The organism is Streptococcus oralis, assembly GCF_016127915.1.
GTDB lineage: Bacteria > Bacillota > Bacilli > Lactobacillales > Streptococcaceae > Streptococcus > Streptococcus oralis_BO.
In genome coordinates this window covers 605,265-626,878 of the sequence record NZ_CP066059.1, presented here as the reverse complement: position 1 = coordinate 626,878, position 21,614 = coordinate 605,265, and the positions used below count along the sequence as shown (strand labels likewise).

At 40.9% G+C, this 21,614-nt stretch carries 20 protein-coding genes and 1 pseudogene; 12 read left to right on the top strand and 9 right to left on the bottom strand.

The window, feature by feature from the left end; all coding sequences use genetic code 11:
* Window positions 1-74 precede the first annotated feature (74 nt).
* On the bottom strand, window positions 75-686 hold the full coding sequence (locus I6H78_RS03045; protein WP_232619943.1) for a TetR/AcrR family transcriptional regulator: 612 nt from the start codon (window positions 684-686) through the stop codon (window positions 75-77).
* A 282-nt stretch (window positions 687-968) separates the two neighbouring features.
* On the opposite strand from I6H78_RS03045, the gene I6H78_RS03040 reads away from it, so the two are divergent.
* The 4 genes and pseudogenes from I6H78_RS03040 (at window position 969) to I6H78_RS03030 (ending at window position 4,026) form a co-directional block, all read left to right on the top strand.
* Complete coding sequence (locus tag I6H78_RS03040) at window positions 969-1,646, top strand: response regulator transcription factor (protein WP_000548981.1); 678 nt, start codon at window positions 969-971, stop codon at window positions 1,644-1,646.
* Window positions 1,639-2,613, top strand: coding sequence for a HAMP domain-containing histidine kinase (locus I6H78_RS03035; RefSeq protein ID WP_198459971.1), 975 nt, complete (start codon window positions 1,639-1,641; stop codon window positions 2,611-2,613). Before I6H78_RS03040 ends, I6H78_RS03035 begins: the two co-directional genes overlap by 8 nt.
* 75 nt (window positions 2,614-2,688) lie before the next feature.
* Window positions 2,689-2,809: pseudogene (locus tag I6H78_RS09465) on the top strand (FtsX-like permease family protein); the annotation flags it as partial.
* A gap of 167 nt (window positions 2,810-2,976) precedes the next feature.
* Window positions 2,977-4,026, top strand: a complete 1,050-nt coding sequence (locus I6H78_RS03030) for a DUF389 domain-containing protein (RefSeq protein WP_198459969.1) — start codon at window positions 2,977-2,979, stop codon at window positions 4,024-4,026.
* 154 nt (window positions 4,027-4,180) lie between these two features.
* On the opposite strand, the gene thrS is transcribed toward I6H78_RS03030, so the two are convergent.
* The 3 genes from thrS to I6H78_RS03020 form a co-directional block, all read right to left on the bottom strand.
* Window positions 4,181-6,124, bottom strand: a complete 1,944-nt coding sequence (thrS, locus tag I6H78_RS03025; protein ID WP_198459967.1) for a threonine--tRNA ligase — start codon at window positions 6,122-6,124, stop codon at window positions 4,181-4,183.
* A gap of 86 nt (window positions 6,125-6,210) precedes the next feature.
* Window positions 6,211-6,603, bottom strand: coding sequence for a hypothetical protein (locus tag I6H78_RS09365; protein WP_232619942.1), 393 nt, complete (start codon window positions 6,601-6,603; stop codon window positions 6,211-6,213).
* A 303-nt stretch (window positions 6,604-6,906) separates the two neighbouring features.
* On the bottom strand, window positions 6,907-7,281 hold the full coding sequence (locus tag I6H78_RS03020) for a hypothetical protein (protein ID WP_198459965.1): 375 nt from the start codon (window positions 7,279-7,281) through the stop codon (window positions 6,907-6,909).
* A 195-nt stretch (window positions 7,282-7,476) separates the two neighbouring features.
* Between I6H78_RS03020 and I6H78_RS03015 the strand changes: the two genes are divergently transcribed.
* The 4 genes from I6H78_RS03015 (at window position 7,477) to I6H78_RS03000 (ending at window position 11,123) form a co-directional block, all read left to right on the top strand.
* Window positions 7,477-8,328, top strand: coding sequence for a metallophosphoesterase family protein (locus I6H78_RS03015; RefSeq protein ID WP_198459962.1), 852 nt, complete (start codon window positions 7,477-7,479; stop codon window positions 8,326-8,328).
* A 160-nt stretch (window positions 8,329-8,488) separates the two neighbouring features.
* Entirely contained in the window at window positions 8,489-9,430 is a 942-nt protein-coding gene (locus I6H78_RS03010) for a hypothetical protein (RefSeq protein WP_198459960.1), read from the top strand.
* A gap of 165 nt (window positions 9,431-9,595) precedes the next feature.
* On the top strand, window positions 9,596-10,033 hold the full coding sequence (locus I6H78_RS03005; RefSeq protein ID WP_198459958.1) for an Rrf2 family transcriptional regulator: 438 nt from the start codon (window positions 9,596-9,598) through the stop codon (window positions 10,031-10,033).
* A 67-nt stretch (window positions 10,034-10,100) separates the two neighbouring features.
* Complete coding sequence (locus tag I6H78_RS03000) at window positions 10,101-11,123, top strand: YdcF family protein (protein ID WP_198459956.1); 1,023 nt, start codon at window positions 10,101-10,103, stop codon at window positions 11,121-11,123.
* A gap of 286 nt (window positions 11,124-11,409) precedes the next feature.
* On the opposite strand, the gene I6H78_RS02995 is transcribed toward I6H78_RS03000, so the two are convergent.
* The 5 genes from I6H78_RS02995 to I6H78_RS02975 all read right to left on the bottom strand — a co-directional run bounded on the left by I6H78_RS02995 (window position 11,410) and on the right by I6H78_RS02975 (window position 15,246).
* The gene (locus I6H78_RS02995; protein ID WP_198459953.1) at window positions 11,410-12,192 is read right to left on the bottom strand and encodes a DUF4037 domain-containing protein; all 783 of its coding nucleotides are present in this window, start codon (window positions 12,190-12,192) and stop codon (window positions 11,410-11,412) included.
* 131 nt (window positions 12,193-12,323) lie between these two features.
* Entirely contained in the window at window positions 12,324-12,983 is a 660-nt protein-coding gene (locus I6H78_RS02990) for an amino acid ABC transporter permease (protein WP_198459951.1), read from the bottom strand.
* Between the two features lie 9 nt (window positions 12,984-12,992).
* On the bottom strand, window positions 12,993-13,670 hold the full coding sequence (locus I6H78_RS02985; protein WP_198459949.1) for an amino acid ABC transporter permease: 678 nt from the start codon (window positions 13,668-13,670) through the stop codon (window positions 12,993-12,995).
* Between the two features lie 12 nt (window positions 13,671-13,682).
* Entirely contained in the window at window positions 13,683-14,477 is a 795-nt protein-coding gene (locus tag I6H78_RS02980) for a transporter substrate-binding domain-containing protein (RefSeq protein ID WP_198459947.1), read from the bottom strand.
* Window positions 14,478-14,487: 10 nt separating this feature from the next.
* Window positions 14,488-15,246, bottom strand: a complete 759-nt coding sequence (locus I6H78_RS02975; protein WP_198459945.1) for an amino acid ABC transporter ATP-binding protein — start codon at window positions 15,244-15,246, stop codon at window positions 14,488-14,490.
* Between the two features lie 176 nt (window positions 15,247-15,422).
* Here I6H78_RS02975 and recJ point away from each other — a divergent pair, with 176 nt between their 5' ends.
* The 4 genes from recJ (at window position 15,423) to I6H78_RS02955 (ending at window position 21,606) form a co-directional block, all read left to right on the top strand.
* Window positions 15,423-17,642: a single-stranded-DNA-specific exonuclease RecJ gene (gene recJ / locus I6H78_RS02970; protein WP_198460220.1), complete on the top strand. Its 2,220-nt coding sequence runs from the start codon at window positions 15,423-15,425 to the stop codon at window positions 17,640-17,642.
* A 282-nt stretch (window positions 17,643-17,924) separates the two neighbouring features.
* The gene (locus tag I6H78_RS02965; protein ID WP_198459943.1) at window positions 17,925-18,572 is read left to right on the top strand and encodes a COG3942 and LysM peptidoglycan-binding domain-containing protein; all 648 of its coding nucleotides are present in this window, start codon (window positions 17,925-17,927) and stop codon (window positions 18,570-18,572) included.
* A gap of 524 nt (window positions 18,573-19,096) precedes the next feature.
* Window positions 19,097-20,758, top strand: a complete 1,662-nt coding sequence (locus tag I6H78_RS02960) for a ribonuclease J (protein ID WP_198459935.1) — start codon at window positions 19,097-19,099, stop codon at window positions 20,756-20,758.
* A gap of 68 nt (window positions 20,759-20,826) precedes the next feature.
* Window positions 20,827-21,606 (top strand): alpha/beta hydrolase, encoded by a 780-nt coding sequence (locus I6H78_RS02955; protein WP_198459933.1) that lies wholly within the window; start codon window positions 20,827-20,829, stop codon window positions 21,604-21,606.
* Window positions 21,607-21,614: the final 8 nt, after the last annotated feature.

Sequence of the window (21,614 nt, the reverse complement as noted above, 5' to 3'; positions counted from 1 at the left end):
CCTGTTCTCAATTTTATGAATGAACTAAAAACAAATTCATTCATATCTTTTCAAAAAATAAAGAAATCCATTCTTTATTTTAGAACTCCTTTAATGAAGTTGGTTGCAAGTATTTCAACAGTTTTGCCAATATCTGGAAAATCTTTTTCCGTGATATGCATATCCATATAGTAAAACAGATTATAAACCTGTAAAATATCTTGAATCTTTTCTGGCGAGTACCCTTCAGCCTGCATACGATTTGTAAAAGTTTTAACTAGAAACTGATGAAAAGGATTTGCGACTTTACCTTCTTCCGAGGAATAGTAGCTGTGCAACTCATCTGCGATGGCAGGATTGTACCATTCTGCAAGGATTTTATTGGAAGAAACAAGAGTTCTGGAATGAGAAAATAGTTGACCAATGAGGTCGATCATGTCAATTTCCCAATCCAGTTCGTCGATCATAGCTTGGCGAACACGGTTGTTTTCATCTATATAGATGTCTAGAAAAATGGCTTCTTTACTCTCGTAATAGTTATAAAAAGAACCAACTGCAACACCAGCTTGCCTAGCAATTTCTGAAATTCCTGTTGCCTTGTAACCTTTTTTTGAAAAAACTTCATAGGCTGCTGTCTTTAAAGATTTTTTTTGTCCAATATGATTTAGCCTCCTTTGTTTCGTGAATGAATATATATATTTATTCATTCATTCATATTCTAGCAAATCCTGGCTGGCTTGTCAATAAGCAGGCTAGATCTATTAAATAAGTTAAAGAAACGCTAACTAAATGAGCACAAAAAGGAAAATATAGGATAAGGCTGGAACTATAATTAAAAATAAGGTATGATATCAGTGGGAATGTCCTCTATTTAGCATCTGTTTTCTGATCTGGATTTGGGAAATAGGCTGCTAAACAGCATGAGATACTGATCCGTAAATCTGATATGAAGGATTTTGATACTTTGAGAAATAGCAAAGGAGGAGTGCATGCACAAGATTTTACTAGTAGAAGATGACCAAGTTATTCGGCAACAAGTTGGGAAATTGCTCTCTGAGTGGGGCTTTGAGGTCGTTTTGGTAGAGGATTTTATGGAAGTGTTGAGCTTATTTGTCCAGTCTGAGCCTCATTTGGTCCTCATGGACATTGGCCTGCCACTCTTTAATGGTTACCACTGGTGCCAGGAAATTCGTAAGATTTCCAAGGTGCCTATCATGTTTCTATCTTCGAGAGATCAGGCGATGGATATTGTCATGGCGATCAATATGGGAGCGGATGACTTTGTAACCAAGCCTTTTGACCAGCAGGTCCTCCTTGCCAAGGTTCAGGGCTTGTTGCGCCGTTCCTATGAATTTGGGCGAGATGAAAGTCTGCTGGAGTATGCGGGTGTGATCCTCAATACCAAGTCTATGGACCTGCACTATCAGGGTGAAGTCCTGAGCTTAACCAAGAATGAATTTCAAATTTTGCGGGTTTTGTTTGAACATGCAGGTAATATCGTGGCGCGTGATGACCTGATGCGGGAACTCTGGAACAGCGACTTTTTCATCGATGACAATACCCTATCTGTCAACGTTGCTCGTTTGCGCAAAAAGCTTGAGGAACAAGGGTTGGCGGGCTTTATTGAAACCAAGAAAGGGATAGGATACGGACTGAAACATGCTTGATTGGAAATCATTTTTTCTAGCCTATCTGCGTTCTCGCAGTCGCGTTTTTGCCTATATTTTTTCATTAGGCTTTCTCGTCCTTCTCTTTCAGTTTTTATTTGCTAGTCTAGGAACTTATTTTCTTTATTTCTTTCTGCTCAGTAGTTTTTTGACCTTCTTATTTTTGGCTTGGGATATATTTGCAGAAGCTCAGGTTTACCGGCAGGAAATACTCTATGCTGAGAGAAATCCCAAGTCTCCTCTGGAATGTGCGCTAGCAGAAAAGCTCGAAGAGCGTGAGTCTGAATTGTACCAAAAGAAGTCGGAAGCGCAGAGCAAGCTGACGGATTTGCTTGATTACTACACCTTATGGGTTCACCAAATCAAGACCCCTATTGCAGCGAGTCGCCTTTTAGTAGCAGAAGTTTCTGATCGGGATGTCAAGCAGCAACTGGAACAGGAAATCTTCAAGATTGACTCCTATACCAATCTGGTTTTGCAGTACTTACGTTTAGAGAGTTTTCACGATGATTTGGTATTTGAACAGGTTCAAGTGGAGGACTTGATCAAGGAGATGGTTCGTAAGTACGCACTTTTCTTTATTCAGAAGGGGCTAGCAGTCAATCTACATGATCTCGACAAAACTATCGTGACCGATAAGAAGTGGCTGTTGGTCGTCATTGAACAAATCCTCTCAAACAGTCTCAAGTACACCAAGGAAGGTGGGTTAGAGATTTATATGGAAGGTCAGGAGCTCTGTATCAAGGATACGGGAATCGGGATTAAAAACAGCGATGTGCTCCGAGTCTTTGAACGTGGCTTTTCAGGATACAATGGGCGTTTGACCCAGCAGTCATCTGGACTTGGCCTCTATCTATCTAAGAAAATTTCTGAAGAACTGGGTCATCAAATTCGTATCGAGTCTGAGGTTGGAAAAGGAACGATAGTGCGGATTCAGTTTGCTCAAGTGAACTTAGTCCTTGAGTGAGAAGAGTAGATAAGAGCCCAGGATAAGACAACTGGGCTTTTCTATCTTTAACTGTGTATCCTAGTAAATTATTTTATCTACTATAAACAACTCTCTGAGGGATATGAAGACCACGAACGAACAGGTAGGTCTAGATCAAAAGCAGATTAAGCAAACCATTAACAAGCAAATCTTGACAGTTTTCTTCCTTCCTGTAAAGACTGTAAAATTTTTGATATAATGCTAAGGATGGACTGACGGATATTTAAAGGATAATTTTCAAAAGAATAACAGGTGAGAATTAAAAATATGTAAGATTGGACAGAAGTCTCTCTACCATCATCCATGCAGAAACAAGATTATATGAAATAAAAGGAGTAACCAATGACCGGAAACTATTCAACACGTGAATACCGTGAGAAATTATATGATGATCTTCATGTTCGATTAAGAGATACAGTGATTTTGATGTGTGCGATTTTTATTGCCTCTATCGGCCTAAATATGAATTCAACAGCTGTCATTATTGGAGCCATGCTGATTTCCCCTCTTATGACATCGATTGTTGGACTCGGATTTGGTTTAGCTATTTTTGATACGCGTTTAATCAAGCAATCTCTAGAGGTTTTATTTACTCAAGTATTGGTTAGCTTGCTTGTCTCGGCTCTGTATTTCTGGATTTCTCCCTTATCTTATGAAAGTAGCGAACTGATTGCACGAACCTCTCCAACCATTTGGGATGTTCTCATTGCTATTGCTGGTGGGATAGCAGGTGTAATTGGATCAAGGAAAAAAGAAGCAAACAATATCGTGCCAGGAGTAGCCATTGCAACAGCTCTGATGCCACCTATCTGTACTGCAGGCTATGGTTTAGCTAATGGAAATGTACGATTTTTATTTGGAGCTCTCTATCTTTTCTTGATCAATTGTGTCTTTATCATGCTAACCAACATTGTTGGAACAAGAATTTTGATGAGGAAATCTCCCTTAAGTTCATTTAAAGAGCTAAATATTAAAATGAGAATTGGGTTGATATCCTTGATTGTATTATTGGTTCTTCCAGCCAGCTATTCAGCAGTCACTCTGACGATAGATCAAGCGAGAAAAGAAGGAATCAAACAGTTTATAGCAAAAGAGTTCGCCAATCACACGGTCATTAATCAAGTCTACAAGTCAAGGAACAATGAATTGGTCTTGACGGTTGTTGGAGATCCGATTTCAGACGAAGAATTAGAAACGCTCCATCAAAAACAAGCCTCTTACGGTATTCAATCTGTTCAATTGAAAATCAATCAAGTTCATAATTCGACAAAATTAGACAGTGATACGACCAAGGAATTTTATGAAACCATTAACAAGTATATCGATCAAAAACTCTCTGAAAAGGATTCACAAAAAGATCTCGTAAAAGAAAATGAAGCAGATAAGGATTGAGGATATTGACCTTATCTAACTCATGAAAGCAAATCTTGTGTGGTGGTTTGGTCAATCACTACTAGCTCAGGTTAAATAAAATATAAAAAAGCAACAGCTGAAATAGTTGTTGCTTTTTCTGGCTCTGAAAAATGTTTCTCAGACTGTGATTGTTTTATTTCTCAACACGAGATTTGTTGGCGATATCAGCAAGGATAGCTTGCACAAAGTCATCAACTGAGACAGTTTGTGTTTCTTTTTGGCCATAGCGACGAACATTGACTGTTCCGTCTTCCATTTCCTTATCCCCAACAATCAATTGGTAAGGAATCTTGCTGGTTTGTGAAGCACGGATCTTGAACTGCATTTTTTCATTGCGCTCATCTACATCTGCACGGACACCGCGGTCACGGAGTTTCTTAGCCACTTCCCAAGCGTAGTCCACGTGTTTTTCGTTAGATACTGGGATGAGGGTTACTTGGTGTGGTGCAAGCCATGTTGGGAAGGCACCCTTGTAGTTCTCAATCAAGATAGCCGTGAAGCGTTCCATAGTTGAGATAACTCCACGGTGGATCATAACTGGACGGTGCTCTTCGCCATCAGCTCCAACATATTTGAGGTCGAAGCGTTCTGGAAGCAAGAAGTCAAGCTGGATAGTAGAAAGGGTTTCTTCTTTTCCAAGGGCAGTTTTAACCTGGATATCTAGTTTTGGTCCGTAGAAGGCTGCTTCACCTTCAGCTTCAAAGTAGTCCAGTTCCATATCATCCATAGCTGCTTTCAACATGCGTTGTGCATTTTCCCACATCTCATCGTTGTCAAAGTATTTGTGTTTATCTTCTGGGTCACGATAAGACAAGCGGAAACGGTAATCTGTCAAATTAAAGTCTTCATACACGTCGATAATCAATTGAAGAATTTTCTTGAATTCTTCCTCAATTTGTTCTGGAGCTACAAAAGTATGACCATCATTTAGGGACATTTCACGTACACGTTGAAGGCCTGTAAGGGCGCCAGATTTTTCATATCGGTGCATCATGCCAATCTCAGCGATACGGATTGGTAATTCACGGTATGAGTGTACATGGTGTTTATAAACTTCGATATGGTGAGGACAGTTCATTGGGCGGAGGACAAACTCTTCACCGTCTCCCATGTCCATAGTTGGGAACATATCTTCACGGTAGTGATCCCAGTGACCAGAAGTTTTATAGAGTTCCACTGAGGCAATTGGTGGAGTGTAAACATGTTGGTAGCCTGCAGCGATTTCCTTGTCAACAATGTAGCGCTCCAATTCACGACGGATAGTGGCTCCGTTTGGTAACCAGAATGGTAAACCTTGTCCGACTTCTTGTGAAATCATGAAGAGATCAAGCTCTTTACCAAGTTTACGGTGGTCACGTTCTTTGGCTTCTTCACGCATTTGAAGGAAGTTCTTCAAGTCTTTTTTGTCAAACCAAGCTGTACCGTAGATCCGTTGCATCATCGCATTGTCGCTATTTCCACGCCAGTAAGCACCTGCTACATGGAGAAGGTGGAAGATTTGGATACGGCCTGTTGACGGAACGTGAGGTCCACGGCAGAGGTCCACGTATTCGCCCTGACGGTAGATAGTCAAACCACCCTCGTCTTCAGAGTGTTCTTCAATCAATTCCAACTTGTAAGGGTCGTTTTTGAAGATTTCACGCGCTTCATCTTTCGATACTTCCTCACGAATAGAAGGGAAGTTTTCTTTGACGATCTTTTGCATTTCTTCTTCGATACGAGGCAGGTCTTCGTTAGAGATTTGACCAGCAGTATTGTCTGTATCGTAGTAGAAGCCATCTTCAATAGCTGGACCAACACCCAAGTGAATATCTGGGAAGAGGCGACGAGCTGCTTGGGCAAACAAGTGAGCCGCTGAGTGACGCAAGATTGGAAGGGCGTCTTCGTGATCAGGTGTCACGATTTCGATGCTTCCATCTTCAGTGATAGCACGAGTCGTGTCAATGAGTTTGCCGTTGAATTTACCAGCCAAGGCTTTTTTAGCTAGGGAATTGCTGATAGATTGGGCAATTTCAAAAGTAGTAACGCCAGATTCGAATTCACGAACAGCGCCATCTGGGAAAGTAATCTTAATCATGGTTTTCTCCTTAAAAATTATCATATTTAAAAGCTGTGGTTGAAGAAATAGAGAATTCGTTATTTACAAAGAATCATAACGATTGATTATCTAAACAAATGATAGTTTAACTTTCTTATTCTAAAGACAAAGAAAGCTGTAGAAATGAATAGATAGCATACTAAGGAAAGGATTAGAGACAGATATTGTTCATCAGTCATCTCGCCTCTCATGTAGATCCTTAGCGGATAGTTTCTTATAGCATTAACCAAATAAATACCAGCAGTTAGGCTTAGAAAATATCCCGTTAGGATAAGTTTCTTTTTCTTAAAAAACATTAAGATACCAAGAAAAGGAGCAAGAAATGGCAAAAGAGGAACAAATGCAAAAAATGAAAAGACAACAATGTACTCTAACCCCCATAGACTGAGAGTTTTCATTAGCCATACATAGACGATAAGGAAGGCACAGGGAATCACCCAAGACAATGATTTATTCATATCAACCTCCATCTTCTTTTCTTAGCTATGTTTCATTTAACCTGGCAATATCTCTACTCTCCAAACAAAAAACGACATCCTAAAAGGACGTCGCAACGTGGTTCCACCTTCATTTATGTTCCTCAAAAAAGAGGGACACCTCTGATTGGCTTTAACGTAGCCACCGTTTTATGTTTTCATAAAAGTCAGTTGAGTAGTATCAGTTTAGGCTCTCTATGCGTTTCCAGCAACCACGCACTCTCTAGTAGAAAGGGACTAAGTGACTTGTCTCTATGCATTATTATAGCATGATTGCGAGAATTTTCAAGGTTTTTGTATAATTTTTTTATTTTTCTCTCGCTGGAAGACATGCTTGATCCCCACACCAGAAGCCAAGCCAAGTAGGGCAAAGCTTTCATAGGCTACGAGATAAAGAAGAATGAACTCACCAAAGGTGATGATGGTAAAGCAATAGAGCAGACCAATACCGAGTAGCCACCAAAGTGAGAAATGAAATCGATAGCTATAAAGTAGTGATACGATAAAGGTTACCAGAGGTGAAAAGAGGATGATGTTGTAAATGTACAGTCCCTTCAGTGTATATGGGTCAGAGATGAGTAGAGAGAGGAGTTCATAGAGTGGCCAGTAAAAAAAGAAAATGACAAGGTAGTGTGGGATATACTTAAGATAATTCCGCATGGCAATAGTCCTCCAATCTGCAAAAAATGAGAGATATTGTAGACTACATAATCCTAAATGAAGGGGGAATTTCTACTTATATTATAGCACGATTTGGAGGCTCTTACAATTTAATCCAGTGATTAGTGATAGTAATCTTTTCGAGTGTTTTCTGTTATAATACTAACAAAAGAAGTAAGAGAGTAAGGAGAAAGAATGACCAAAATAGCAGTTCTTTCAGACATACATGGAAATACGACAGCTTTGGAAGCTGTTCTGGCTGATGCAAGAGCGGCAGAGGTAGACGAGTACTGGCTTTTGGGAGATATTCTCATGCCAGGAACAGGGCGTAGAAGGATATTGGACCTCTTAGCTAGCTTGCCTATTACAGTAAGAGTTCTGGGAAATTGGGAGAATAGTCTCTGGCGAGGCCTGCATCGCAAGTTAGATCCTACAAAAGCAAGTCATCGTTATCTCCTGCGCCTAAGTCAGTACATCTTAGAGGAGGTCAGCCCTGAAGAAATCGAAGACCTCAATAATCAACCCATGCAAGTTCATCGTCAGTTTGGTGATTTGATGGTAGGAATCACTCACCATCTCCCTGATAAAAACTGGGGTAGAGAGTTGATTCATACGGGAAAGCAAGAAGATTTTGATAGATTGGTGACGGAACCACATGCCTCCATCGCAGTATATGGTCATATTCATCAACAGTTGCTTCGTTACGGAAGTGATGGACAGTTGATTCTTAATCCAGGATCCATTGGACAACCCTTCTTTCTAGATGCGAAGTTGCGTAAGGACCTGCGGGCCCAGTATATGATCTTAGAGTTTGATGAGGCAGGTTTGTCTGATGTTGATTTTCGTTGTGTGGATTATGATGTAGAAGCTGAATTGCAGTTGGCTAAGGATTTGAAGCTCCCCTATTTTCAGGTCTACTATGAAAGTTTGGTAAATGGGATTCACCATACTCATAATCACGAATTGTTAGGTCAGATTAGTGAACAAGAAGGTTATGACCAGGATGTTGAACTCTGGATGGAAAGAGACAAGAAAGATTGGTTTTAAGAGGACTTCTAGCTAGAAATCAGATAGTCTAGTGACTGCTGTGTCGCGATAAGTCGAACTGGATACGAATTGACGGCTTCTCAAATTTATGTTAGAATAACGGAATAAAACTAATTTGAATCTCATACTAATTGATATTCAAAATAAGAGGAGACAGATAATGAAACCAGAAGAGTTACACGCTATTGCCTCGGAGTTGGGCTTGCAATTTGACGAAGATTCACGTAGTATTTATGGCACGCAGTCAGGTTATTTACTTTTCCTGCAAGAAACTGACGTGAAAAATCAATTTCGACTTTGTGTCAGTGTGAGTTTGAATGGCAATCCTGCGGATTCAGAAGAAAACGAATTGGTTTGGGATGAATTCAAGAGTGAATCTCTTCCAAACTTGTCGACCTTGTCTATCAATCAGTACCTTGTTTCTTTTGTCGTAAAAGGTGCAATGCGCAAATCAAAAACAATTGAAAAGCTACAGACGCTCATAACAGACCTCGTTGCCTTCCTTGAAACCCATCATTTCGTCCAAGTCTGTGCCTATAGCGGTCAGGAGGGCCCCGTTGGTCTCTATCAATTAGGTGATTCAATTTTTCTTATCAATGAGGAAAGTTATCAATTGCTGAAGAGCAATCTTCAGATTGAGGTGGATTCTTATCAAAATCAGAAGGAAAACGTTCTTCTTGGAGCAGTTGGTGCCTTGCTAGGAGCCTTGATTGGTGGAGCAGTTGCCCTATTTATTGCGCGTCTAGGTTATGTAGCTATGGTAGCGGGTATTGTTCTGGGGATTTGTACCATTAAAGGATATGAAATCCTTGGAAGAAAGGTATCTCGAAAGGGGATTGTGATTTCCTCTATTTGGATGGTGATTACTGTCTTTCTAGTAAATCAAATTGACTTGGCGATGGAAGTCGTTGCCAAACTAGGGGTTGAGTTTGCCTTTGCTTTCCGAGTGGTGAATGAATTAATCTTTAGCGGTGATTTCCCAGATAACTATTTTTATAATCTAGCTATGTTAGCTGTGTTTACCTTAGTTGGTGCTGGTGTGTCTATCAGCTCAGTCTGGTCAAGTCATAAAACAAAAGGGATTGTTCGTAAAATTGCATAAAAAAATAAGTCTTTGTATTTCTTCCGCCGTTCTGGTTGCCAAGAGGGATACAGGACTTTTTGCATGGAGAAGATAATCAGTCTATAATATTTGACAGGAAAACCAAAAACGGTATAATGTTTATACGGGAAAAGATGAATAAAATATCAGTGAAAGGAGAAGAAGATGCAAATTTCAAGTCGATTTACAATTGCGACTCATATGATGATTATTATTGCAATGCAGGAAACAGACAGCAAGGTAACCAGTGATTTTCTTGCGGCTAGTGTCGGAGTCAATCCAGTCATTATCCGTAAGACTTTATCGCAACTCAAAAAAGCTGGATTGATTTCAGTTGTTCGTGGTACGGGAGGAACTGAGATAATAAAAGACCTTCAAGAGATCAGTTTGTTGGATGTCTACCAAGCTGTGGAGTGTTTAGGAAAATCTGGTAAGCTCTTTAGTTTCCATGACAATCCAAATCCTAATTGCCCAATTGGTGCGAATATCCATGCAGTTTTGGACCAAAAGCTGTTCGATGTTCAAGCAGCTATGGAAAACCAACTGCGTCAGACAAGTCTGGCTCAGGTTGTAGCCGATGCTCAGAATAAACTGTCTAAGTGAGAGGACTAAGGTTCTCTTTTTCTATTGCTATAATTATGGTACAATGTAGTCATCAAAGGAGGAGACTATGTACTTTATCACAGGATTTTTTATCCTACTTTTTCTGATTTCATTTTTTAGGGATAATCGCAGTCTCTGGAATCCGGCTCTTTTGCTTTTATCTCTGCTCTTTTCTTACCTGTCTATTGCCAATCTTTTTTATGAGGCTGGGCAAGAAGAATTGCACATGATTTTCTTTGCAGTGATTTTTCTCTTGCTCCCTTTTTTAGTTTTTCTAAGTGGCTTTTTCCTTATTTATAACGGATTTGTGTTATTGAAGAAAGAGGGGAAATCCAAGGCGAATTATTTGTCTCTAGGATTAGGTTGCGTGATTCTATTCTTTTTTGTAATCATGGCGATTCGAGTGGGCGATACCAAGGGCTTGTTTTACACCAATCATCTAGTGAATATTATCTTTTTCTTTTTGATTTATTCGTATTTGATTTTTGGTTTTGCCTTTGCAGGATTTCTGCTTTATTCTATCCTGTATCTTTTTATTCCTAAGAAAAAATATTATGATTTTATCATCATTCACGGAGCAGGCTTGTTGAATGGAGAAAAAGTGACTCCCTTACTAAAGAGTCGCATTGATAAGGCAGTAGAAGCCTATCGCCAGTCTCTTAATCCCAATGTTAAAATCATCGCAAGTGGTGGTCAAGGTGGAGATGAAAAGATATCCGAAGCTCAGGCGATTTGTAATTATTTGTTGGAAGAGACGGATGTTCCGAGAGAAGCGATTCTCATAGAGGAAGGCTCAACGACGACCTATGAGAATCTTCTCTTCTCAAAAGAAATGGGTGAGAAGCTGGTGGCTAGTCCACGTTTTCTCTTTGTGACCAATGATTACCATGTTTTTCGTACCAGTACCTATGCTCGCCGTATTGGGATGAAGGGAGATGGCCTTGGTTGCCGTACAGCCGCCTACTATATCCCATCGGCCTTTATCAGAGAATATATTGCTCTATGTGTGAAGATGAGATGGCTTTTTATCGCATTCTATATTTTATTAATTTTAGCTCTGATTTTCTCCTATAGAGGTGTTCTATGGTAATATGTAAAATTCATATTGTAATTCTTGTTAGAATCTCTAAAAAATCTTGTAGTAACCCTAAGGGAAAAATTGTCACTAGTAATGAAAGAGCCGGGTAAGTGATTGTGAGTGCGTTTTTTGGAACGGCTTCATGATTGCTCGTCAATCAATTGAACAATTTCTAACCTAGTTGCAGATTTTCAGAGAGAGTCAAAAATAGGCAACTGAATATGAGTAGACTAGAATTTTACAGTCAACAACAAATAAAAATGTGAACAGCAACAGAGGTTCACATTTTCTTTTTGGTCTATGGCAAAATGGCTTTTAGTTCCTTCAGGATAGTTTGCAAGGTTACGATCGCTTGTTCTCCTTGTTGTGGTTGATAGAGTAGTTGGAAATATTTGCGAATAGTTTTTTCAAATTGTTTAGGGAGGAGAGTACAATTGGTCTTTGCGTACTCCAACATTCGTTTTTCACCAGGATGGGTTTGCTCATTGAGTGCAAATAACAAGTCAAAGTAGGAAGCAAAGAATTCACTTGTACGATGATTCATACTGAGAAGATCTTGGCGTTTGATAGCTTTTTCTATTTGGTGAGAGAAGGCAGGCATGGCTTGTTCTAGCAAAAGGAGTTGCCTTTCAATGATCTGTTTTTTAAGTTCCTGTGGATAGGGAATCTGGTAAGTTCTTTGGAGCGAAGCATAGTGTCCATTCGGATCGTATAGAATCTTGCTGTGGAGTAGATTATGCCACATACAGGTTGTATAAGCGTTTTGAGCTTTGTGTTGAAAAACGGTTGAGTTCAATTCTTGTTCAAACGACTCCAGCGAACGATAAATCAACTCGATTTCGATACCGTTGTTTAGTACACAGTCGTCCTCTAACTCCCAAAACTGGTTTCCAATTTCCATATAGGAGCAGTATTTACTCAAAATTTTGAGGCGAGTCGCCTCATCAATAGAAGAGTTGAGATAGACATAAACGTCATAGTCAGAATTTTGATCATAGTTTTGTCCTGCACGAGAGCCACCAAGAGCGATAGCTTCTACTTGTTCCAGTTGAGAGAATTCTTTGCAAAGTTCGTGGATCATGATTTTTCTCCTTGCTTTATGGTTTTAAAGTCATTTTACCAAAAAGTAAAACGTTTGCATAGCATTGAGTTACTCTTTTTCATTTATAGCAAAAAATGTGAACCCTTGTTTTGAGTTCACATTTCTTTTTTTTATTCTGCGGCTTGTTGCCAACGTTTTGCTAGCTTGTGAGACAGGCTAGAAATAGCAAAGTTAAAGATAAAGTAAATCAAGGCAATCAGGATATAAAGACTGAAGACCTGCTCTGGTTCGAAATAGCGTCCCATGAGAATTTGGCTAGCGCCAAAGAGTTCTTGTAGGGCGATAACAGAGTAGAGAAGACTGGTATCCTTGATCACAGTTACAAATTGTGAAATGATAGCTGGCAGCATTTTGCGGATCGCTTGTGGGAGAATGATATAGTAGAGGATTTGCGCAGAAGTGAATCCTTGCGACATTCCTGCTTCGTACTGACCCTTGTCCACAGCATTAAGACCACCTCGGATAATCTCAGCCAGGGCTGCTGAGGTAAAGAGGGTAAAGGCAGTAATACCAGCTGGTGTGGACTTCATCTTAAACACCAAAAAGATGGTGAAAATCCAGAGGAGGTTGGGAACGTTACGTACAAACTCGATATAAATGCTGGAGATGATCCGTAAAACAGGATTTTTCCCATTTCTCATAACAGCTAGCACAGTTCCGATAAGGGTAGAGAGAATGATAGCAATCAAAGAGATGTAAAGGGTTAAGCCAAATCCTTTAAAGATAAAGACTAGGTTATCTGGGGTCAAAACTTCTAAAATAGATTCCATAGTAACCTCCTAAAGTGAATAGGCTTTTTTGTTGGCTTGCTCCATCTTGCGACCAAACTGGGCAACAGGGAAGCATAGAGCAAAGTAGAGAAGAGCAGCGCCTAGAAAGGCTGGGATGTAGTTTCCGTTGAGAGCAGACCAAGATTTAGTCACAAACATCAAGTCCACTCCAGAGATGATGGCAACTGTAGAGGTGTTCTTGATGAGGTTAACAATTTGGTTGGTCAATGGAGGGAGAATGATACGGAAGGCCTGAGGCAAGATAATCAAGCGCATGGCACTGATATAGGTAAAACCTTGCGACAAGGCGGCCTCCATCTGACCGCTAGGAATAGACTGAATCCCTGAATGAATAACCTCAGCAATATAAGCGCCGTGATAGAGTCCCACACAAAGTACAGCTGTCCAATAAATCGGAATCATGATGGTGTGTTCACTGATAAGAGGCAAACCATAAAAGACGATGACAAACTGCACCAAGAGGGGAGTATTTTGGTAAAATTCGACAAAGATACGAGCCAAAACACGCAAGAATGGGCGCTTGCTAGTTGACATGGCTCCAAAGAAGATGCCTAAAACCATGGCGAGGATAAAGGATCCGATTGCTAGGGCAAGGGTGAAGAGGAAACCATTGAAAAATTGTCCAAAATCCTGAAAATAGGCTGTCCAAGATGATAAATCTGTCATGGGGTGTCCTCCTTAATCTGCAGTATGGCTAGATGGTTTGAGCTTGTAACGGTCATAAAGTTTCTGCAAACTACCGTCCTTGGTCCATTTAGTGACCAAGCTATCAAGATAATCGTTGAGCTCGGTGTTTGATTTCTTGGTAACAATACCGTAGTCAGATGGCTTGAAACTATCATCTAGTAGTTCTGTCCGTTTACTAATGTAGCCAGAGAGGATAGAGCGGTCAACGGAAAAGGCATCAATACGGTGAGCGTGAAGGGAAGTAATCAATTCTGGATAGGAACCAAGTTCTACGAATTTAAACTTCAGACCTTTCTTTTTACCCAGTTCAGTAATCAGGCGTTGGGTGATGGAACCTTGGGCAACCCCAATGGTTTTGCCGTTTAGGTCCTCAATGCTTTTGATGTTGGCGGATTTATTGACCAAAAATCCAGAAGCGTCCGTATAGTAGGGACTGGTGAAGTTGTATAATTTTTTACGTTCATCTGTGATGGTAAAGGTTGCGATATCCATGTCTACCTGTTCATTGTCTAGGAGTGGTCCACGTGTTTGAGCGGTAACAGGAACGTAGCGAATCTTGACCTTGAGTTCGTCTGCAATCATCTTGGCAAGGTCCGTTTCGATACCAGAATAAGTCCCTGTCTTGGGATCCTTGTAGCCAAAATTAGGAACGTCTTGTTTGACACCGACAACTAGTTCGCCTCTTTTTTGAATGTCTGCGACGCTAGTATCAGCTTGGACTGGTTTGGCAGCAGCAAGGCTGAAAAGGCTAATCAATAATGCTGATAAAAAGAATTTCTTTTTCATAGGCGCCTCCTTATTTGACTTTGTCACTTTCGTGGTTGATAATTTTGCTGAGGAATTGTTGAGCACGAGGTTCGCTTGGTTTGTCAAAAAAGTCATCAACATCTGTCGTATCTACCAAAACCTCTCCGTCGGCCATAAAGATAATGCGGTCCGCAACCTCTCGGGCAAAGCCCATTTCGTGAGTAACGACAATCATATTCATACCATCTCGGGCCAATTTTTGCATAACTGCTAGAACGTCTCCGATGGTTTCAGGGTCAAGGGCAGATGTTGGCTCATCAAAGAGGAGGAGCTCCGGATGCATGGCAAGACCACGAGCGATGGCGATCCGCTGTTTTTGTCCACCAGACAGCATGGCTGGATAGGAATCTTTCTTGTCCCACATATTTACAAATTCCAGATATTTTTGGGCTGTTTTTTCAGCTTCTTTTTTATCAATTCCTAGAACTTTTACGGGCGCAAGTGTCACGTTTTCTAACACTGTTTTGTGTGGATAAAGGTTAAAATGTTGAAAAACCATGCCGACTTCCTTACGAAGAGGAACTAAATCTTTCTGACTGGCACCTGCTACTTGGTGTCCATTTACTAGGAGACTTCCTTTGTCAACAGCCTCCAAACCATTGATGGTACGAATAAGAGTGGACTTCCCAGAACCGGAAGGTCCAAGCAGGACAACGACTTGTCCTTTTTCAAAACGGAGATTGATGTCGCGGAGTGCGTGATAGTCTCCGTAATATTTTTCGACGTTTTTAAATTCTACTAAAGTCATGAGAGATCTCCTTTGTGTTAGATTTTATAACATGATTCTACACCAAAAGAATGTTCTTGTCAAATCATATCTGAAAAAATTCACTAAAATGTTATAAAAAAGCAATCTGAATAGAGAAAATGCCTAAATCATGTTATAATGAAACGATAGAATTCTTAGAAAGAGTGGATGTCTTTTTGATAACACCTACTTATGAATGGCAGTTTGCCCCACAGGTTGAAGATGCGGATTTTACAAAGATAGCCAAGAAGGCTGGACTGGGTCCTGAGGTGGCTCGGTTATTATTTGAAAGAGGGATTCAGGATGAAGAAAGTCTAAAGAAGTTTTTAGAACCTTCTTTAGAGGATTTACATGACCCCTATCTGCTCCATGATATGGATAAGGCAGTGGAACGGATTCGTCAGGCCATTGAAGAAGGGGAAAATATTCTCATTTATGGAGACTACGATGCGGATGGCATGACTTCGGCTTCTATTATTAAGGAAAGTTTAGAACAGCTTGGCGCCGAGTGCCGTGTTTACCTACCCAATCGTTTTACCGATGGCTATGGTCCCAATGCCAGTGTCTATAAATACTTTATCGAGCAAGAGGGAATTTCCTTGATTGTGACAGTGGATAATGGAGTTGCTGGTCACGAGGCCATTGAATTGGCCCAGTCTATGGGAGTGGATGTCATTGTGACTGACCACCATTCCATGCCGGAAACCCTTCCTGATGCCTATGCGATTGTTCACCCTGAACATCCAGATGCGGACTATCCTTTCAAACAGTTGGCCGGATGCGGAGTGGCTTTCAAGCTAGCTTGCGCTCTTTTAGAAGAAGTGCAAGTGGAGCTACTCGATTTGGTCGCTATCGGAACCATTGCAGATATGGTGAGTTTGACGGATGAGAATCGCATTTTGGTCCAATATGGTCTGGAGATGCTGGGGCATACTCAGCGTATTGGTCTACAAGAAATGCTGGATATGGCTGGGATTGCTGCTAATGAAGTAACGGAAGAAACGGTTGGCTTCCAGATTGCCCCTCGTTTAAATGCCTTGGGGCGATTGGATGATCCCAATCCTGCCATTGATTTGCTGACTGGGTTTGACGACGAGGAAGCTCATGAGATTGCCCTCATGATTCACCAGAAAAACGAAGAGCGCAAGGAAATCGTTCAGTCAATCTACGAAGAAGCTAAGACCATGGTGGATCCTGAGAAGAAGGTCCAGGTTTTGGCCAAGGAAGGCTGGAATCCTGGCGTTCTGGGTATCGTTGCTGGTCGTTTGTTGGAAGAACTAGGGCAGACAGTCATCGTTCTTAATATAGAAGAAGGTCGCGCCAAGGGTAGTGCTCGTAGTGTGGAAGCGGTCGATATTTTTGAAGCTCTGGATCCCCATCGAGACCTCTTTATCGCCTTTGGCGGCCATGCTGGTGCAGCTGGAATGACGCTGGAAGTTGAGAAACTTTCAGATTTATCTCAGGTTTTAGAAGACTATGTCCGTGAAAAAGGTGCAGATGCTAGTGGCAAGAACAAGTTAAATCTAGATGAAGAGTTGGATTTGGAGACTCTTAGCTTGGAAACGGTTAAAAGCTTTGAACGCTTGGCACCCTTTGGGATGGATAATCAGAAACCTGTCTTTTATATCAAGGATTTTCATGTCGAAAGTGCTCGTACCATGGGAGCAGGCAATGCCCACCTCAAACTAAAGATCTCCAAGGGTGAGGCGAGTTTTGAAGTGGTGGCCTTTGGACAAGGTAGATGGGCGACAGAGTTTGCTCAAACAAAAAACCTAGAGTTGGCAGTTACCTTGTCTGTCAATCAATGGAATGGCCAAACTGCCCTCCAGTTGATGATGGTGGATGCGCGTGTGGAGGGTGTTCAACTCTTTAACATTCGTGGGAAGAATGCAGTCTTGCCAGAAGGGGTTCCAGTTTTGGATTTCTCTGGAGAATTGCCGGATTTGGCGAATAGTGAAGCGGTTGTTGTGAAAACTATTCCTGAGGATATTACCTTGCTGAAGACCATTTTTCAGGAACAGGATTTCTCAGCTGTCTATTTCAAAAATGACATTGACAAGGCTTACTATCTAACAGGTTATGGAACTAGAGAACAGTTTGCAAAATTGTACAAGACCATTTACCAGTTCCCAGAGTTTGATATTCGCTACAAGCTAAAGGATTTGGCGGCTTATCTCAATATTCAACAAATCTTGCTGGTCAAGATGATCCAAGTCTTTGAAGAGCTAGGTTTTGTGACGATTAAAGATGGTGTCATGACAGTCAATAAAGAAGCGCCGAAAAGGGAAATTGCTGAAAGTCAGATTTATCAAAATCTCAAACAAACTGTAAAAAATCAAGAAATGATGGCGTTGGGGACAGTGCAAGAAATGTATGATTTTTTAATGGAGTTATAGATGGAAGGGGACTGAGATGAGCTATCTCGGTCTCTTTTGTCGGATAAACGATTGATGTGGGAGTGGTTGATAAGACGGTCTTTTGAGTGGTTCACTGATGTAAAAATTGGAGAAAACGATTCATTTTTTATTCTCTTCTATCACTTTATACGATGTCTGCTTTTAAACCTTATGTAGTAAAAGTATAAATTTTTGTAACATGACTAAAATATAACTCTAAACTAACTGACATGTAAATCAAGTATGATTTTCTTATCAAGAAAATATAAGGGGAATCTAGTTATGAAAAAAACAGTTACGAAACTGACTCTTGGTTTAACTTCTACCGCTATTTTGGCTACAGTTGGGGCTCAAACTGTTCATGCGAACTCTTACGTTGTGCAAGACGGTGATTCATTTTATGCCATTGCAACTGCAAACGGCATGGATCCACATGAGTTGGCAGCTTTGAATGGAAAAACCATCTTTGACACTATCCACCCTGGGGATGTATTGGAAGTGAGTGGTTCTGCTCAGTCTAACTCTACCTACAGTGCTCCAGCTAGCACTGCAAACGTTGTATCAGATACAGAAGATGTTGTCGAAAAGACTCCGACAAACTATGGAAACTCTTATCCTGTTGGTCAGTGTACATGGGGCGTGAAAGAATTGGCACCTTGGGCTAGCAACTGGTGGGGAAACGCCAACACGTGGGCAATCTACGCGAGCGCTCAAGGCTATAAGACAGGAAGTGTTCCGGTAGTAGGAGCAATCGCCGTTTGGGACGGTGGTGAATATGGACACGTTGCTTATGTAACAGATGTTCAAAGTGAAAACTCTATCCAGGTATTGGAAGCAAACTACAGACGTCAAAAGCAGATTGCGAATTACCGTGGCTTCTTTAATCCTCATGAATTTTTAGGAAACGTCACTTATATCTATCCAAACTAAAGATGATAAAAAGATTTAGAATTTCTAAATCTTTTTTCTTTTTGAAGAAATTTCCTATCGTTAAGCTCCATCTTAGTGGCTAATTGCTGAAAATTTTTTAGATTCTGTAGCGAACAGGAAATTTTCGCTTTGAAATTTTCGCTTTTGGATGTAGATAAACCATGTCTTTGTAGAAAATAGTTTTCAAGTCGAGAGGTGAAGGGCAAGAATTTAACTTGTTTTGAACTAAAAGAGAAATTTAGAGTTCGAGAAAGGTATCTGAAATCAAATTAATTCAGAAAGTCCATAATTTTGATGGTATAATCGTTCTATTATCTTCGATGAAGCCTCCAAAAGAGAAGTCAAAGTAAAAAAATTTGATTCACAGTAGTGACTAATCTCTAGTTAAAAACTGATCTTCGTTTTGAAAATAATCAAAAAAATGGTATAATGGTAGGAAAAGATTCGGCTGAAAGTTTTAGAACTTTTAGAATAAGAGGGAAAATTCACCCTATAATCAAGATAAATTCAGTTTCGGAGGAAAAATGAGTAATATTAGTTTAACAACACTAGGTGGTGTACGAGAAAATGGGAAAAATATGTACATCGCTGAAATCGATGGTTCTATTTTTGTTTTGGATGCAGGGCTTAAATACCCTGAAAATGAACAACTAGGGGTAGATGTCGTCATTCCAAATATGGACTACCTTTTTGAAAACAGCGATCGTATCGCTGGTGTCTTCTTGACCCACGGACATGCGGATGCCATTGGTGCCCTGCCTTATCTTTTGGCAGAGGCTAAGGTGCCTGTGTTTGGTTCTGAGTTGACCATTGAGTTGGCCAAACTCTTTGTCAAAGGAAACGATACGGTTAAGAAATTCAATGACTTCCATGTGATTGATGAAGATACGGAGATTGATTTTGGAGGGACTGTGGTTTCCTTCTTCCGTACAACTCACTCTATCCCAGAAAGTTTGGGAATAGTCCTGAAAACAGCTGAAGGTAGCATCGTTTATACAGGGGACTTCAAGTTTGACCAGACAGCTAGTGAATCCTATGCGACGGATTTTGCGCGTTTAGCCGAAATCGGCCGTGATGGTGTCTTGGCACTCCTCAGTGATTCAGCCAATGCAGACAGCAATATCCAGGTGGCGAGCGAGAGTGAAGTTGGAGGCGAAATTACCCAGACCATTGCAGACTGGGAAGGTCGTATCATCGTTGCCGCAGTTGCCAGCAACCTTTCTCGTATCCAGCAGGTTTTTGATGCTGCAGCAGATACAGGTCGCAGAGTTGTTTTGACTGGATTTGATATTGAAAATATCGTTCGCACTGCGATTCGACTCAAAAAATTGTCTCTAGCCAATGAAAGTCTCTTGATTAAACCTAAAGAAATGTCTCGTTTTGAAGACCATGAGTTGATTATCCTTGAGACTGGGCGTATGGGTGAGCCTATTAATGGACTTCGTAAGATGTCTATTGGTCGCCACCGCTATGTGGAAATCAAAGATGGGGACTTGGTTTATATCGTAACGACTCCATCTATCGCCAAAGAAGCTGTCATGGCGCGTGTTGAAAACATGATCTACCAAGCTGGTGGTGTGGTGAAACTCATTACCCAAAGCTTGCGAGTATCCGGACATGGGAATGCGCGTGATTTGCAGTTGATGATCAATCTTTTGCAACCAAATTACCTCTTCCCTATCCAAGGGGAGTACCGTGAGTTGGATGCGCATGCCAAGGCTGCCATGGCAGTTGGAATGTTGCCAGAGCGTATCTTCATCCCTAAAAAGGGAACGACCATGTCTTATGAGCATGGAGATTTTGTCCCAGCTGGAGCAGTTTCTGCAGGTGATGTCTTGATTGACGGAAATGCCATCGGGGATGTTGGAAATGTGGTCCTTCGTGACCGTAAGGTCTTGTCAGAGGATGGAATCTTTATCGTGGCAATCACTGTCAACCGTCGTGAGAAGAAAATTGTGGCCAAGGCCCGTGTTCATACGCGTGGATTTGTTTACCTCAAGAAGAGCCGTGATATTCTCCGTGAAAGTTCAGAATTGATTAACCAAACGGTAGAAGAGTATCTTCAAGGTGATGACTTTGACTGGGCAGATCTCAAAGGAAAGGTTCGCGACAATCTGACCAAGTACCTCTTTGATCAAACCAAGCGTCGCCCGGCAATCTTGCCAGTCGTGATGGAAGCAAAATAATAAGCAGAATACCTACAGAAAAAGTCGAAATTCGGCTTTTTCTTATAGAATAGTAAAAGGAGACAACCATGGCAGTTATGAATATTGAGTATTACTCAGAAGTTTTGGATATGGAGTGGGGCGTTACGGTACTCTATCCAGATGCTAGTCGGGTGACTGAACCAGATTGCACAGATATTCCTGTTCTTTACCTCTTGCACGGAATGTCAGGAAACCAAAATAGCTGGCTCAAACGTACCAATGTCGAGCGCTTGTTGCGTGGAACCAATCTCATTGTTATCATGCCCAATACTAGCAATGGCTGGTACACAGATACTCAGTATGGCTATAACTACTATACTGCTCTAGCAGAAGAGTTACCTCAGGTCATGAAACATTTCTTCCCCAATATGACCAGCAAGCGAGAAAAAACTTTCATAGCAGGCCTCTCCATGGGTGGTTACGGCTCCTTCAAACTCGCTCTATCGACAAATCGTTTTTCTCATGCGGCTAGTTTTTCTGGTGCACTCAGTTTTCAGGAATTTTCTCCTGAAAGTCAGGATCTGGGATCACTTGCCTACTGGCGAGGAGTTTTTGGAGAGATTAAAGACTGGACAGCTAGTCCTCATTCGCTGGAAACTATCGCTGCGAAATCGGATAAAAAGACCAAACTATGGGCTTGGTGTGGAGAGCAAGACTATCTCTACTCTGCCAATAATCTCGCAGTGAAAAACCTCAAAAAGCTTGGTTTTGAGGTGACCTATAGTCACAGTCCAGGTAAGCACGAGTGGTACTACTGGGAAAAACAATTGGAACGTTTTTTAGCTACCTTACCAATTGACTTTGTCTTGGAAGAACGTTTATCTTAGTTTTAGGT